Annotated in this window: 14 protein-coding genes and 1 pseudogene; 5 read left to right on the forward strand and 10 right to left on the reverse strand. The window is 70.0% G+C overall.

Annotated elements, in window-relative coordinates:
* The first annotated feature begins 4 nt into the window (after positions 1–4).
* Positions 5–997 carry a GNAT family N-acetyltransferase gene (locus tag ACFVT5_RS13440; protein WP_389885683.1) on the forward strand — a complete coding sequence of 331 codons (993 nt, stop codon included), beginning with the start codon at positions 5–7 and terminating at the stop codon, positions 995–997.
* Between the two features lie 58 nt (positions 998–1,055).
* Entirely contained in the window at positions 1,056–1,295 is a 240-nt protein-coding gene (locus ACFVT5_RS13445) for a hypothetical protein (protein ID WP_389885686.1), read from the forward strand.
* 63 nt (positions 1,296–1,358) lie between these two features.
* Here ACFVT5_RS13445 and ACFVT5_RS13450 read toward each other — a convergent pair whose 3' ends face one another.
* A complete protein-coding gene (locus tag ACFVT5_RS13450; protein ID WP_389885689.1) occupies positions 1,359–1,976 on the reverse strand; it encodes a choice-of-anchor C family protein in 618 nt (205 codons plus the stop codon).
* Positions 1,977–2,731: 755 nt separating this feature from the next.
* Here ACFVT5_RS13450 and ACFVT5_RS13455 point away from each other — a divergent pair.
* Entirely contained in the window at positions 2,732–2,812 is an 81-nt protein-coding gene (locus ACFVT5_RS13455) for a tryptorubin family RiPP precursor (RefSeq protein WP_389886642.1), read from the forward strand.
* 236 nt (positions 2,813–3,048) lie between these two features.
* On the opposite strand, the gene ACFVT5_RS13460 is transcribed toward ACFVT5_RS13455, so the two are convergent.
* The 6 genes and pseudogenes from ACFVT5_RS13460 to oxc all read right to left on the reverse strand — a co-directional run bounded on the left by ACFVT5_RS13460 (position 3,049) and on the right by oxc (position 9,898).
* A complete protein-coding gene (locus ACFVT5_RS13460) occupies positions 3,049–3,582 on the reverse strand; it encodes a SixA phosphatase family protein (protein WP_389885692.1) in 534 nt (177 codons plus the stop codon).
* A 4-nt stretch (positions 3,583–3,586) separates the two neighbouring features.
* A complete protein-coding gene (locus ACFVT5_RS13465; RefSeq protein ID WP_389885695.1) occupies positions 3,587–4,372 on the reverse strand; it encodes a hypothetical protein in 786 nt (261 codons plus the stop codon).
* Between the two features lie 311 nt (positions 4,373–4,683).
* Entirely contained in the window at positions 4,684–5,547 is an 864-nt protein-coding gene (locus ACFVT5_RS13470; RefSeq protein ID WP_389885698.1) for a DUF3592 domain-containing protein, read from the reverse strand.
* 24 nt (positions 5,548–5,571) lie between these two features.
* Positions 5,572–6,654 (reverse strand): hypothetical protein, encoded by a 1,083-nt coding sequence (locus ACFVT5_RS13475; protein WP_389885701.1) that lies wholly within the window; start codon positions 6,652–6,654, stop codon positions 5,572–5,574.
* 143 nt (positions 6,655–6,797) lie between these two features.
* Positions 6,798–8,056, reverse strand: a pseudogene (gene frc / locus ACFVT5_RS13480) (formyl-CoA transferase).
* A gap of 96 nt (positions 8,057–8,152) precedes the next feature.
* Positions 8,153–9,898 carry an oxalyl-CoA decarboxylase gene (oxc, locus tag ACFVT5_RS13485; RefSeq protein WP_389885704.1) on the reverse strand — a complete coding sequence of 582 codons (1,746 nt, stop codon included), beginning with the start codon at positions 9,896–9,898 and terminating at the stop codon, positions 8,153–8,155.
* A gap of 282 nt (positions 9,899–10,180) precedes the next feature.
* On the opposite strand from oxc, the gene ACFVT5_RS13490 reads away from it, so the two are divergent.
* Positions 10,181–11,767: a FadD7 family fatty acid--CoA ligase gene (locus ACFVT5_RS13490; RefSeq protein WP_389885707.1), complete on the forward strand. Its 1,587-nt coding sequence runs from the start codon at positions 10,181–10,183 to the stop codon at positions 11,765–11,767.
* A gap of 49 nt (positions 11,768–11,816) precedes the next feature.
* On the opposite strand, the gene ACFVT5_RS13495 is transcribed toward ACFVT5_RS13490, so the two are convergent.
* Positions 11,817–12,749, reverse strand: coding sequence for a LysR family transcriptional regulator (locus ACFVT5_RS13495; protein WP_389885710.1), 933 nt, complete (start codon positions 12,747–12,749; stop codon positions 11,817–11,819).
* Positions 12,750–13,181: 432 nt separating this feature from the next.
* Here ACFVT5_RS13495 and ACFVT5_RS13500 point away from each other — a divergent pair, with 432 nt between their 5' ends.
* Complete coding sequence (locus ACFVT5_RS13500) at positions 13,182–13,373, forward strand: hypothetical protein (protein ID WP_389885713.1); 192 nt, start codon at positions 13,182–13,184, stop codon at positions 13,371–13,373.
* On the opposite strand, the gene ACFVT5_RS13505 is transcribed toward ACFVT5_RS13500, so the two are convergent.
* Both ACFVT5_RS13505 and ACFVT5_RS13510 read right to left on the reverse strand, forming a co-directional pair.
* Positions 13,370–13,534: a hypothetical protein gene (locus tag ACFVT5_RS13505; RefSeq protein ID WP_389885716.1), complete on the reverse strand. Its 165-nt coding sequence runs from the start codon at positions 13,532–13,534 to the stop codon at positions 13,370–13,372. The two genes, ACFVT5_RS13500 and ACFVT5_RS13505, sit on opposite strands and share 4 nt — an antisense overlap.
* Entirely contained in the window at positions 13,522–14,229 is a 708-nt protein-coding gene (locus tag ACFVT5_RS13510; RefSeq protein WP_389885719.1) for a hypothetical protein, read from the reverse strand. The genes ACFVT5_RS13505 and ACFVT5_RS13510 overlap by 13 nt, the downstream gene beginning before the upstream one ends.
* Positions 14,230–14,308 lie beyond the last annotated feature (79 nt).

Consider the following 14,308-nt stretch of genomic DNA (forward strand, 5'->3'; position numbering starts at 1 on the left):
GGGCGTGACCGCGCCTGCCATGGAGAAGATCGAGATCGTGCGGGCGACCCGGGAGCATGTCCCGAGGATCCTCGAACTGGCGCAGTCCAGGAGTCTGCAGGGTGTTGATCCGGCTGTCGCGAGCCGGGACGGGTTCCTGGTGTCGGGGTACACCGAGGAGGTGTACCGGGCGCGGTTGGTGAGCGCCGAGCACTTCTATGTGGCGGTGAAGGGGACCGATGTCCTGGGATTTCTGCTGGCGTACAGCGACGAGCAGATCGAACCCGATGAGTGGCTGAATCACCGGATCAAGACCACCCTCGGCAGCTTTATGGTGATCAAGCAGGTGTGCGTGGCCCGCGAGGCGGCGCGGCAGGGGGTTGCGTCGCGCCTGTACCACCATGTGCTGGAGCAGTGGACGTCCAACCCGGTGATCGCGGCGGTGGTGAGCGAGCCGCCGAACGAGGCGTCGACACGGTTTCACCGAAAGCTGGGGTTCGAGGAGCTGACGCGGCTGAGGCCGCCGGACGGCCGGTTGCGGGTGGTATGGGTGTGGCGGAAGCCGCGCGAGTCGATGCTGCAGACGCAGTACACGATCGCCGTGGATCTGTACAAACACGAGGACCTCATCAACTGGAACAAGCTCAACAACTTCTTGTACATCACTGCGGGCCTCGCGGCGACGCTGGCGTTCACGCTCGGCAAGGAGGGCGCGACGTCGGCGGGGGTGGCCCAGGGCATCGCGGCGATCATCACGGTGGTCGGGTTCGCGTCGGCTCTGGCGTTTGCGATCATGCTGCGGTTCGGGCGGCGGTATCTGCAGGCCCGTAAGGCCGCGGTCGTGGACCTGGAGGAGCACATGGCCTGGCACGGCGGGCACCGGATCGTGGGACGGCACGCGGCCGAGCCGGGGGCGGCGTGGCTGGAGTCATCGCCGACGGGGCTTATGATGACGCTGCTTCCGGCCCTTGTCGCACTGTGCTGGCTGGCGATGCTGGCCGTGGTGCTCGTCAACTAGACCCGCTGGGCGGCCAGCAGTGGCCCTCGTCGCCGAACTACGCAAGCGTGGACTCCCGTTGAATGCCGACGAGGTGGGCCCCGACTGGGATGCCGCGTCGAACACATGGATCACCTACGACCTGCCGATCGGCGACGAAGTCGTGTACGTGTCCTTCCCGGACCGGCCCATCGGACCGGGACTCGACCAAGTCCTGTACGTCCAGGGCGCGGAGTACACCTGGGAGGCGGCTGTCACGGCGGTCTTCACCGAGGCGGGAGTTCCGATGCCGGACCGACCGTCACCAGACGGTCCTTGAGCGGTGTGCAGCGCGCCCCCGCTTTCAAGCGTCGGCGGGGGCGCGCCGCGAGGAGAAGCGGGGTCAGCAGCCGGTGGAGCAGGAGCAGCAGTGGGGCCGGACCTGGACGTTGTCGAGGACGGGACCCCATGGGCCGGTGATGGTGCTGACGAAGGTGAGGGTTGAGGTGGCGCCCGTGGCCACGAAGGTGAACTGACGGGTCACGTAACCCATGTTGGCGGGGGTCTTGCCGGTGATGTTGAAGGAGAAGTCCTGGAAGTCCTGGCCGTCGATGAGGGCCTTGCCCGTCTTCAGGGCCAGGTTCGAGGGTTGCCCGGGGCCCGGGTTTCCGGCGAGTGCGTAGGACACCGTGTACGTCGCGCCGGGCGTGGTCGTGAAGGTCTGGGACACCGTTCCTGCGGCGGTGCCGTTCAGATCGATGGACTGGTCGCCTTCCGCGGCCTGCCAGAACCCCTTGCCGATCAGGTCGACGGAACCGCCGGCGACCTCCCAGGGGCCGACAGCCTGCCCGGCCGTGTACGTCAAGAACGCGTTCGCCGGGGCCTTCGGATACTCGAAACTGCCGTCGTCGAAGCGGCTGGCGGCTGCTGCGGCGTTCGCAGGGGACGTTAATACCGTGCTGACGCCCGCGAGTAGGGCGGCGGAGGCGATTGCGGCGGTGCAGGTGCGCAGGACTTTCATGAAACCTCCGTGAGAAACCGTGCTGGATCCGGGCTCGGATCCCGTGCAATGAATTTCCCCTTGAACAGCCCGCGAGCCAAGGCTGTTGAGCGGGCGCATCATGGTGTACGCGAGGCAATTCATGCGTCCGTACGCCTGTTTCGCCAGTCAGGCGTGCCGTACATCGAGCCTGGTGGGGCGAGGCTCCGGTCGCCTCGTGGGGGCTGGGGTGGAAGCGGCGTCAAATGCTTGATGGAAAGCTGCACCGGAAAATCGGTGCAACGTACCTCTGTGCGTGAGAACAGGTATTCGCGCGGCGGCGCAAATGAGCCACCCCGGCCTCGTGAAATTCCGGACACTTTCCGGACGGCTGGGTCCGATTTCGACGGGCACGTACATCGGCACGAAAGCCCCGCATGGTGCCCGTGCCGCACGGTAGTTCTTTGCGTCAAGCGGCGGGCCGAGGTGGCCGATGACGTGGCCGGCCGCAGGCGAACAGGGCTGTCCAGGACGCCTCCGACGTCGTGATCACGCCACTGCCCGAGCGGCAAGCGCTGGCGCGATTTACCGTCCCTCACAAGGGTGCATTCGCCAACAGAGTCAAATTTTCCGCATGTTCGAGGCGGAGTGGTGGGTATCGACGTCTCTGTCACATGAATGCGCCTGACTGGCACACAAGTTGAATAGATCGGGACATGCTCAGTACGCGAGTAAAGTTCCCGCGATAGCTGCACGCAATGTTCTGCTGGTAGCAAACCGTCACCGGAGGTACTGCCATTAAGGTTGTCGATTCACTGAAGAAGAAGCTCATCGGCGAGAAGAGCCTGAAGGAATACGCCTGGTACATCTGGTACTGACAGACTGACAGGTCGCCTCAAAGGCCCGGAATCAGGCCGGCATCAGTCCCGACATCAGGCGCGCCACAACGCTCTCGCCGCAGACCCGGAGCAGACCACAGCGGACGTGCCCCTCGCCGGACTGATGAGCGTCGTCGGCGTGCGGATGGTCCATCGTCAGTAAGTCGAGGACGGGGGCCGTACGGCCGGAATCCCGCCCGTTCGGGACCGGTCGCCGCTGAACTTCGGGCCGGTACTCACCGGCCGACGGTGCGCCCCCGGGGGACGGCGAACGCGGTGAGGGCGGCCGTGCCCGGGGTGAGCCGGGCCCAGGTGGACGGCAGTGCGAGAACGGCGATCGCGGAGGTCGCGAACTTCCCACGGGCACCCGCGAGAGCCTCGGCGTCCCCGCCTCCCGCCAGGGACAGGACCAGTTCCTGTACGCCGGGTTGGTGGCCGATCAGCAGGACGGTCCGCCGCGACTCCGGTGTCGCGCGCAGCACATCGGCCAAGGCATGCCGGCTCGCGTCGTACACGCGTGGCTCGAACACCACCTGCGGCGCCGCGTCGAGTTCCGGTGCGACCAGTTCCCATGTTTCCCGAGTGCGCCGGGCGGTGGAACAGATGACCAGATCGGGGACGTTGTCCGCCGCACGCAGCCACCGGCCGACGGCGGGTGCGTCCCGTCGGCCCCGGCCGGCGAGTGGACGTTCATGATCGGCCACGTCGTCCGGCCACGCGGATTTGGCGTGCCGCAGCACGATCAGCCGGGCCGGGGCGGAGCCGCTCATGACCTCAACTGCCTTCCCGTGCCGGTACGCGCCCCACCTCGCGCGCGAGTTCCAGACCGAGAATCCGGTCCAGTTGGGCGAAGGTCTCGAACTTCGCACCGTCGGGGAGGTCTTCGGCGGACTCGGCGCGCAGCAACAGGTTCAGGACGGCGGGCGTCGCCAGATCTGTGGCCAGAGCGGTGGCCGCCCGGCTGCGGTACTCCTCGGGGACAGGTTGCGACGGCGCGCACGCCCAGCGCGCGACGCGACCCCGCCACCGCGTCAGCGTGCGTTCGGCGTCATCGAGCGTGCGGCGCATGAGTGTGGCCGCGCGGTGGTACGGGCGGCCGAGCAGATCCAGCCGGACGGCCAGCAGATCGGCGTCCCGTTCCGGTTGGGATTCCGGGGTCCCGACCTGGCGCACGGTTCCGACCTCCAGCCACAGCCCTTGTTCGGCGTTGCGCCGCCCGTCACCGAAGACGTCCACGTCCGCCGGGGCACCCAGGGCTTCCCGGGCTCCGCCCTCGGCGGTGAATCCCGACGGCGGATGCGCTCCGAGCGAAGCCGCCAAGACCCGCACCGCCTCGGTCTGCTCGGTTGCCGTGGCGTCCGGAACCTCCACGACCCAGTCCATCTGCCGGCCGGTCGCCTCCACGCTGCGCAGCAGTACGTCGGCGGTCACCAGGACACGTGCGGCGGTCGGCCCTGGGGAACCGTCGTTGACCGGCATGTGCACACACATACGCAGCAGTCGTCCGCGGCGGGTCGGCAGCGCGACGGCATGGTGCGTACGGCCGTCAGTGATCGTCACCAAGGCATTACTCCCTTCCACAGCGCCGACTCCGGCATCAAGGCCATGGCCTGAACGGGCCTGCCATCCGCCCCCAGGGTTGTCCCGCAACGCCGGACCACCGGATCAGGCACAGGCCATCAGCGCCGGACGGCGCGGCTTCGGCGAGCCTCATCGCCGGGTACGTCCAGTGTCGCGCGCCCTGGCAGACGCCACAAACGCCCGCTGCCCGGTGCGGTAGGAGGCCACGGTCGCCGGCCGGTATGCGCGGTGACCTGCGGAGCAGCCGCGGTGTGTGCGCTGTGGTGCCTCATCAGAACCTCTCTTGGGCCTCAGAGCATCGCCACTCCCACCACGGCCGTCGCCACGAGCACGACGAGGGCCAGGACGTTGAACATCACGTCCCGCTCCGCCGAGCGGTGTTCTGCCGCGCGGTCCAGCGTGAACCCGGCCGGGTCGGCGGACGTGTAGTGGACCGTGACGTCACGGCCGTACGCGTCGGCGGGGTCTGGGAATTTCGACGTGCAGTGGGCCGTGACGGCCGTGCCCTCGCGGGTGGTGAACGACACGACCGGGGTGATGGTGGTCGAGGTGTGCCCGTCGTCCTGGTCGACGCTGACATCCTTCAGGACCGCGACGACCCGTCCCCGCACGGTGTCCATCGCGGCCAGTCTCTCGATGCGGCGGTTCTTGGCGCGTACCGCCCCGGGCAGATGAACGGCGGCGGAAACCGCCCACGGCCCGCCGAAGCCGATCAGCGCCCACGGCCATCCCCAGCCGACCGTGGCGAGGACCACCAGCCCGACGTAGACCAGGAAGACCGCGAAACTTGGCCACCCCAGCCCACGACCGGGCTCCTGGGGAAGGTTGGAGAACCGGTAGGCGTGCGGTCTGCCTCGCGGGTGGCTGACCCCGATCTCACGGCCCTCCCACGCAGAGGTGATCACCTCGCCCCGCTCACCGTCGTTCGTCACGGTGACCTCCTGACCCGAGGCCGGGTCGCGGTAGGAGACGACCACCGATATGCCTCCCTTCCGGGACCCGCCGTGCAGGGGCTCCCGTACCCGCTCGATCCGTCCTGTGAGCCGGACCGTCCGCTGCGCCTTGGTCACCCCGGCCAGCGACATGCCGTACCCGACCAGCGCCGCCACACCCCAGACCGCGCACCACAGCACCAGAAACTCGTCCCACCCCATGCGCCCCTCCTCCCGCCGGTCCGGTCAACTGCCGCTGCGCCGCTGTACCTTGCCCTGGCCGTCCGCCTCCAGCGTTCCCGTGCCCCCGCCGCCGGTGACCACGACCCTGAGCGTGAGCGAGCCGGTGACGCCGTCGGCGGTGAGCTGCCAGCTCCGCGGAGACTCGACGCCGAGGGTGGTCCTGGCCTCCTCGACCAGGCCGGGGACGCGGTCGTAGGGCAGGGACCTCGGGTCGAACCCGGCGCTCTTCACGCCGGTGGGGGAGAAGACGACCGTCAGCAGGCGGTCCTGCACGACGACGGTGAGAGCCTGACGCTTGTCCGCGTCCTGCGTCAACGACTCGACGGCCTTGCGCAGTTCGCCCTCGTCGAGCATCGATTGGCCAGGACCGAGGGTGACCGTGCCCGTCGCCGACGTCACGGTGGTCGTGGACGACGAGGAGGAGACGGACGGCTGGGGGACGCCGCTCCGGGCCTCGTGGGAGTCGAACAGGTCGGCACGGAACAGCAGGAGCACGGCGCCCGCGCCGAGCAGCAGCCCGAGGAGAGTGAGGAGCGCGCTGAAACAGCCCCCCGGGGTCTCGCTCTTCATGGCCGGACCGGGCACCGAGTCCACCTTGGCCACCGCCGCCCGCTCCTCCCACTCCGGCGTCGGCCGCTTCACGATCCGCGTCTTCCACGGCCGGTCCGGCGGATACTCCACGACCACGACCCCGCGCGGCCGGTATCCGGTCAGCTCGACGAGGTTGACGTCCTGCCGTATCTCGACACGGAACCCGGGCGCGTCGTCCGGCGCGACGGACAGCTCGAAGCGCACCGGCACGTCGCTGTTCTCACCCCCCTCGGCCTCCAGATTCTCGATCACCGCGAGCGCCGTGCGCGGCACGACGGCCGCCTCCCGGGCACGGCGCGGCAGCGTGGCGAGGAAGAACAGAAGCCCGTAGACCGCCGGCAGGACCAGCCCCGTGAGGATCAGCGGCACCTTCTCGATGACACAGCCACCGATGAAGGCGGCCAGCGACGCCCCGATCACCCCTCCCGTCAGGAACCCCAGAGCGAGGCCGGCAGGCGTCTTGTGCGTGGGCGGCGCGCCCGCGGTGATCGTCATGTCGCCGATTGTGCACGGCGTGGGTAACGGCCAACAGACCTGTGGATGAGCGGTCCCACCCGTAACGCCGCCGAATCGAACGCCAAGGAACGATCACGGCTCTTCCCGGGGGAACGGCCCTGCTCGTCGCCGCGAGCTAGGGTTCAGGCGACGACCTGTCCGGTGTGCAGGGCGGCGATGGTGTCCGCGTCGTAGCCGAGCGCCGCCAAGACCTCGTCCGTGTGCTCGCCGAGCAGCGGAGCACTCGTGATGTCAGGAGTGAAGTCGGAGAACTTGATCGGGTTTCCGATCGTCAGACAGGCCCCGCGGCCCTTCTGGTCCACTTCCACGACGGTGCCGCTCCTGCGCAACGCCCCGCGTCCTCGGCGATCTCCTTCATGCTGAGCACGGGGGCGCAGGGCACCTCCGCCTTGCGCAGGATGTCGACAGCCTCGTACTTGGTTTTGTCGGACAGCCACTTCTCGATCTCCCCGAAGATGCCGAAGATGCGGAGTTGACGGGCCTCGGCGGTGCTGTAGTCGGGGTCGTCGGCCCATTCGGGGTGGCCGACGGCCTCGGCGGTCCGCTTCCAGTTCTGCTCCTGGATCGTGAAGTAGATGTACGCGTCGGGGTCGGTCTGCCACCCCTTGCACTTCAGGACCCAGCCGGGCTGCCCGCCTCCACCGGCGTTGCCTCCCCGGGGGACGGAGTCGCCGAACTCGCCGTCCGGGTACTGCGGGTACTCCTCCAGGTAGCCGAGGTTGGCGAGGCGCTGCTGGTCGCGGAGCTTGACCCGGCACAGGTTGAGGATGGCGTCCTGCATCGATACGGACACCTTCTGCCCCCGCCCGGTCCGGGTACGGGAGATAAGGGCGGTGAGGACGCCGATCAGCAGGTGCATACCGGTGTTGCTGTCACCGATGGCTGCCGCGCTGACGGTGGGCGGTCCATCCCAGAAGCCGGTGGTCGAAGCGGCGCCGCCGGCGCACTGGGCCACGTTCTCGTAGACCTTGAGGTCGCTCCACGGCGAGTCGTCGTTGAACCCCTTGACCGAGCCGAAGACCAGGCGGGGGTTAAGTTCCTGGAGGTGGTCCCAGGACAGTCCCATGCGGTCCATGGCGCCCGGGGCGAAGTTCTCCACCAGGACGTCCGCGTCACGGATCAGCTTCTCCATGACCTCCTTGCCTTCCGGTGTGCGGGTGTTGATGGCGAGAGACCGCTTGTTGCTGTTCAGCATGGTGAAGTACAGGGCGTCGGTGTCGGGGATGTCGCGCAACTGGTGGCGCGTCACGTCGCCGCCCGTGGTGCGCTCGACCTTGAGTACGTCGGCGCCGAACCAGGCGAGCATCTGGGTGCAGGCCGGACCGGCCTGCACACCGGTGAAGTCGATCACCTTGATTCCGGTCAGGGGCAGATCAGTCATGACGGTTTCCCTTTCTGATGTGGCGCGGTGCGGTGCGGTTGCGGTGCCGTGTGATGCGGTCGTCGGATGTCGGATGTGCGCCGCACGTCCGGGCGTTCAGGACGTGGGCCGGGCGATGTCCGCGACTCCCTTGGGGTTGAGGTTGGTCAGATGGCCGCTCTCGGTGCCGTCGGTGGGGTCGATCACGCAGTCGATGAGGGCCGGCTTGCCCGAGGCGAGCGCTTCGCGCAGCGCGCGGTCCACCTCAGCGGGCGTCGTCGCCCGGTACCCCACGCCGCCGAACGCGGGCATCATGAGGTGGTACTGGGCCCGGAGCGCGGTGGGAGCGGGGTCCGCGGTGGTGGAGACGTCGTCCCCCCGGTACACGCCGCTGTTGTTGAGGACGACGGTGACCACGGGCAGCCCGTAACGGCAGGCGGTCTCCATTTCCATGCCGCTGAACCCGAAGGCGCTGTCCCCCTCGACGGCGACGACCGGTTCGCCCGTCTCGACGGCGGCGGCGATGGCGTACCCCATGCCGATGCCCATGATCCCCCAGGTGCCGCTGTCCAACCGGTGGCGCGGCACCCGCATGTCGAGCACATTGCGGGCGAAGTCGAGTGCGTTGGCGCCCTCGTTGACGACATACGCGCCGGGGTGGTCGTGCAATACGTCTCGTACCGCTCGCAGCGCGCCCAGGAACTTCATCGGGTGCGCCTTCCCGGCGGCCTCGATGCGCTCGGTCATCTTCGCGACGTTCTGCGCCGAGCGGGCCGCGAGTTCTGCCCGCCATGCCTTGGGGACCGTGATACGACCCGGCGCGGTCCGTTCGGTCAGCACGTCCATCACCGATGCCGCGTCCCCGACGAGCGGGGCGTCGATGGGCCGGTTGCCGTCCAGCTCGACGGGGTCGATGTCGACCTGGACGAACCGGACGTCAGGGTTCCATTGCGGTGCCTCGCCGTGGCCGAGGAGCCAGTTCAGGCGTGCGCCGATGAGCATCACCACGTCCGCCCGGCGCAGGGCGAGCGACCGGGCGGTGGCCACCGACTGCGGGTGGTCGTCGGGAAGCAGGCCCTTGGCCATCGACATCGGCAGGAACGGCAGACCGGTCCGCTCGATGAACTCCCGGATCCGCTTGTCCGCCCGCGCGTACGCGGCACCCTTGCCGAGCACCACCAGGGGCCGCTCGGCGCCCGCCAGCAGCTCGATCGCGCGGTCGACAGCGCCGGGCTGCGGAAGCTGGCGTGGTGCCGGATCGACGACCCGGGGGAGTGACGCTGCGCCCTTCTCCGCCTCGACGACCTCTCCGAGTACCGCCGCCGGTATGTCGAGGTACACCCCGCCGGGGCGCCCGGACACCGCCGTACGGATCGCTCGGGCCAGGCCGCGCCCGATGTCCTCGGCCCGGTCGACCCGGTACGCCGCCTTCACCAGCGGCCGGGCCGCCGCGAGCTGGTCGATCTCCTCGTAGTCGCCGCGGCGCAGGTCGATGATGCCGCGTTCGCTGGATCCGGAGATCTGGACCACCGGGAAGCAGTTCGTGGTGGCGTTGGCGAGTGCGACGAGCCCGTTGAGGAATCCCGGGCCGGAGACGGTCAGGCACACGCCCGGCCTGCCGGTCAGGAATCCGGCCGCCGCCGCGGCGTGCCCGGCGTCGCTCTCGTGCCGGAAGCCGATGTAGCGGATCCCCGACGCCTGGGCGAGGCGGGCCAGATCCGTGATCGGGATGCCGACCACTCCGTACATGGTCCTGATGTCGTTGCGCAGGAGCGCGTCCACGGCCAGGTGGTAGCCGTCGGTGAACGGTTCCGGGGCGCGGTCGGAGGTCTGCGGGGTCGGGGCTGCGGAGACGGTGGCCATGGCGAGACTCCTTGCGAGTGTTTTTGGGTGGTTTCGCCCGCTCTTGTGCCACTCTTCGACAGCCGGTGCCGCCGCGTCCAAGACCTGTCGGCGACCGGCTGATAAGCGACGGTTGTCAAAGGAGTCCGGGGCCCCCGCGCACCCGGCCACGCTGCGTCGATAACCACCGCATGTCGGTCGTTCGCCCCTGCGTATTGGACCCGCCGCCCCAGCCTGGCGCAGGATCGCAGGCGAGGCATCCCCCTGACGTCCTCCGTGACCTGGAGCGAGGAGGTGATGACCATGGGCTCGTCCCCCATGGCATCCGCAGGCACCGCGTCCCCGTACCGACCCCCCACGGTCACGGGTCTCACCGGACTGATCGACCGGTCCGCCAGGGACCGGCCCGGCTCACCGGCGCTGATCTTCACCGAAGACCGTGTCCGGCTGTCGTACGCCGTACTCGGCGGCCTGGCCGACGACGTGGCCGCACGACTCGCCGACGCCGGCCTGCGGCCCGGGGACCCGGTGGGGCTGGTCGACGCCAACACCGTCGAATTCGTCGCCGCGCTGCTCGGCGCCGCACGGGCCGGGCTCGTGACCACCCCGCTGGACCCCTCACTCCCCGGGCCCGAGACGGCGACCCGACTGGCCGCACTGGGCGCGCGGGCACTCCTCACCGGCCCCGGCGCCCCGGCCGCGTCGCCGGAGGCAGCGGTGCCCACCTGGCCGGTGCGCGTGGGGTTCCTTCCGGCCGGGACCGTGACGGTGACCGTGGACACCGGCGAGCGGGCGGCGCCCCGCGGCGGGGGAGCGGCCGGGGAACTCACCCCTCAGGACGCCCTCGTCCTGTTCACCGCCGGAACCACCGACCGCGCCAAGATGGTGCCGCTCACCCACGCCAACGTGGCCGCCGGTGTGACCGCGGTCTGCGCGACCTACGAGCTGGGCACGGCCGACGGGACGGTGGCGGCGATGCCGTTCTTCCACGGCCACGGGCTACTCGCGACGCTCCTCGCATCGTTTGCCGGCGGCGGCCGGGTCGTGCTGCCCTCACGCGGCCGGTTCTCGGCACACACGTTCTGGGACGACATGGAGATCGCCCACGCCACCTGGTTCACCGCGGTACCGACCATCCACCAGATCCTGCTGGCACGGTCGGCACAGGAGTACCCGGGCCGACAGGCCCAGCCCCTGAGGTTCGTCCGCAGTTGCAGCGCCGCGCTCCCCACGGCCACCGCCCAGTCGCTGGAGGACCTGCTCGGCGCACCCTTGCTGAGCGCGTACGGAATGACCGAGTCCACGCACCAGGCGGCGGGCGAGCCACTGCCGCGGAACGGGACACGCAAGCCCGAATCGGTCGGCCCGGCGACCGGAGTGGACCTCCGCATCGCCGACGTGGACGGGCACGCGTGCCCGCCGGGCGCCGAGGGGGAGGTGTGGGTGAGCGGCCCCGCTGTCGCCCGCGGCTACCTGGGCGACCCCACCGAGACCGCGCACAGCTACGTCGACGGCTGGTTCCGCACCGGCGATCTGGGCCTGCTCGACACGGACGGCTGTCTGTTCCTGACCGGGCGCATCAAGAACCTCATCAACCGTGGGGGTGAGAAGATCTCGCCCGAGCATGTCGAGGAGGTCATCGCCGACTGTCCCGGCGTCGCCGAGGCGGCCGTGTTCCCCGTCCCCGACGCCACGTACGGGCAGCGGGTCGGCGCCGTCGTCGTGGTGCGGGAGGGCGAGGCCACCGAGTCCGCGCGCATCCTGCGCCACTGCCGCACCCGGCTTGCCCCGTACGAGGTGCCCGAACGGCTCCAGGTCGTCACCGCGCTCCCGCACACAGCCAAGGGCGGGCTGGACCGGCGCGAGTTGATCACCCGGTACGCGAGCTGATCACCCGGTACGCGAGCTGACGACCGACGACTGTCGTGCCCGGCGTGCGTCAACCGATCCGGTCCGCCGGACCTGGCGTGGCGTCGAAGAACTCGTCCAACGAAAGAGCGGTCGCCGCATCCACGAAGGCTCGCGCGATTGGCGACCCGGGAGCCCCGGCGTGGACCCCCACCAGGACCTTGGCCCTGACATCCGGGTCGACCAGCCGTACCGCCCGCGTCCCGTCGGTCACCGGCATCGCGCGCAGCCAGGTGTGCGGCACGATGCTCGCCCACTCCCCACCGCCCACATGCGCGTACAGGGAGGCGACCGAGTCCGTCTCCACCTGTGCGGTGACCGCCACCCCGTTACGGGCCAGCGCGCCGTCGAGGACCTGGCGGATCCTCATGTCCTCCGTCAACAGCGCGAGCGGCAACTGTGCCGCCTCCGCCCATGTCATCGTGCGGATGCCGGGCCTCAGTCGGTCCTCGGGAGCCAGCAGTACATACCGTTCCTCGTACAGCGGCACTGTCTTCAGTCCGTCCCGGTCCTCGGGCGGGAAGGGCCCGATCGCCGCGTCCAGCTCGAACTCCCGCAGTTGCCGGGCCAGGTCGGTCGACGGCAGCCGGGAGCGGATCCGCACCCTGGCCAGGGGATGTGCCGCGCAGAAGGCGGCCACGGGCAGAGCCACGGTCGTCGACGCGGTGGGCTCGGTGCCCAGCCGCAGTGTCCCGGTGACGCCCGACCGGACGGCCGTCACCTCGGCCTTGAACGCGTCGTGCTCGGCGAGGATCCGCTTGGCCCACACCACAAGCCGCTCCCCGTCCGGGGTGAGGCCCTGGTAGGTGTGGCCACGGTTGATCAGGGTGACGTTCAGCTCCCGCTCCAGCTTGGCGATGGCCGCCGACAAGGCGGGCTGCGACACATAGCAGGACTCGGCCGCCCGCGCGAAGTGCCTCTCCCGGGCCACCGCCACGAAGTACTCCAGCTGCCGGAACAACATCCGCGAGACCTCCCTGCGTCGGGCGCGGCCACCGGCGAAACAGACCCGATCGGTCCGACCGCTTCCCTCACCATCCTGCAGGCTGGTCGCGGTGTCGGCTCCGCCAATGTCTTTCTGTCAGGGGCCCGGGGTCCGCGTCACGTTCTGTGATGGCGTGAGTGTCGCAGGCGACGGTCCTGGGGTACTGGCGGTCAGGGGCCCTCGGCTGCCTGGGGCCGTCTTGGGCTCGCGTTGTCGACCTGGACCACGAGCTGGGGCATGCTCCGTAGCGAAGATCAGGAGGGATCGACATGAACTGCCCCAACTGCGGCGGCACTACTCAGCAGGGTCCGGGCGGCGGCTGGCTGTGCCCCAACTGCGGGTGGCAGTCCGGCTACGCCCCCTTGAATCCAGCCAACCCTCCGGCCGCGCACCCTTCGATACAGTAGATCCATGACCACGCCCCCCGAGCCCTTCGCTCCGGCCGAGATCACGCGCGCGGAGTGCCGGGGGTGCGGAGCCGAGGTCCACGGGCTCAACGGCAGGTACGCCTGCGGGGTGTGCGGCTGGGTCAACCACTGGGCGGAGGGCTCCGCGGAGCTGCCTCGCGCGCAGGACGATCCGGACTATCCGGGTCGCCGCTAGACCGGACAACCGGCCATGGTCAAGCCGAGCAGGGCACCCGTGAAGCGCGGTCTCAGCAGCCGCCACGTCTGAACATACACCGTGATCACCGAACCGTTGATCCTGCGCTCGCCGCACGCCTCGAAGTGGTCGGCGAGCGTGTCCCGCTTCACCCGGGCCATGGCGTCGTCCTGCACCGCGACGCCGGACGGCGCGGCGACGGCGACGATCCGGTGCCGGCGAGCATCCGGGCGCGCAATTCGTCGGGTGCCACCTCGGTGCCGTACAGGCTGTGCGAGGCGACCGGGCAGCGCGCCCGCGCGAGATCCGCCCCGGCGACGGGCGTGGAGTCGACGAGTTCCCAGGCCCTGCGCTTCACGGACAGGTAGACCATGCCGTCGCCGGGCTGCGTGGTCTCGCGCAGGGCGGCGGCGAGTACGGTCATGTCGTCCGAACGGCTCTCCGGAGTACGCAGGTCAAGGGCGGTCGGCACCAGTGCCGCGCAGGCGACGACGGCCGCGACGACCGCACCCGCGCGGATCCCACGCCCGAGCCGCAGCACCTGATGGAACGCGGCACCGAGGAGCAGCGGGCAGGCGGACGGGGGTGGCGCCGATGAACTGAGCGCCCTGGAGCGTGAGTTCCACCTCGCGAGTGTGGCCGCCCACACGCAGACGCTACGGACCCGCGCGCGGGCCACCCGCCGGCGCCGCTCCCTGATCGCAGCCCTTGCCTTGCTGATCTGTCTGGCGGCGGTCGTCGGCACGGTGGCCTGGGAGCAGAGCCGCGTAAGCGATCGCCGCCGCGACGAGGCCGAGGCCCGCCGCGTCGCCGGTGTCGCCACGGCCCTGCGCGCATCGGACCCACGCCTGGCCATGCGACTGAGCGTGGCCGCCTGGCGGATCGCCGACCTGCCGGAGACCCGCGCGGCGGTGCGAGGCGCGGCCGCACAGCGC

The sequence above is a fragment of the Streptomyces sp. NPDC058001 genome (assembly GCF_042886315.1).
Lineage (GTDB): Bacteria > Actinomycetota > Actinomycetes > Streptomycetales > Streptomycetaceae > Streptomyces.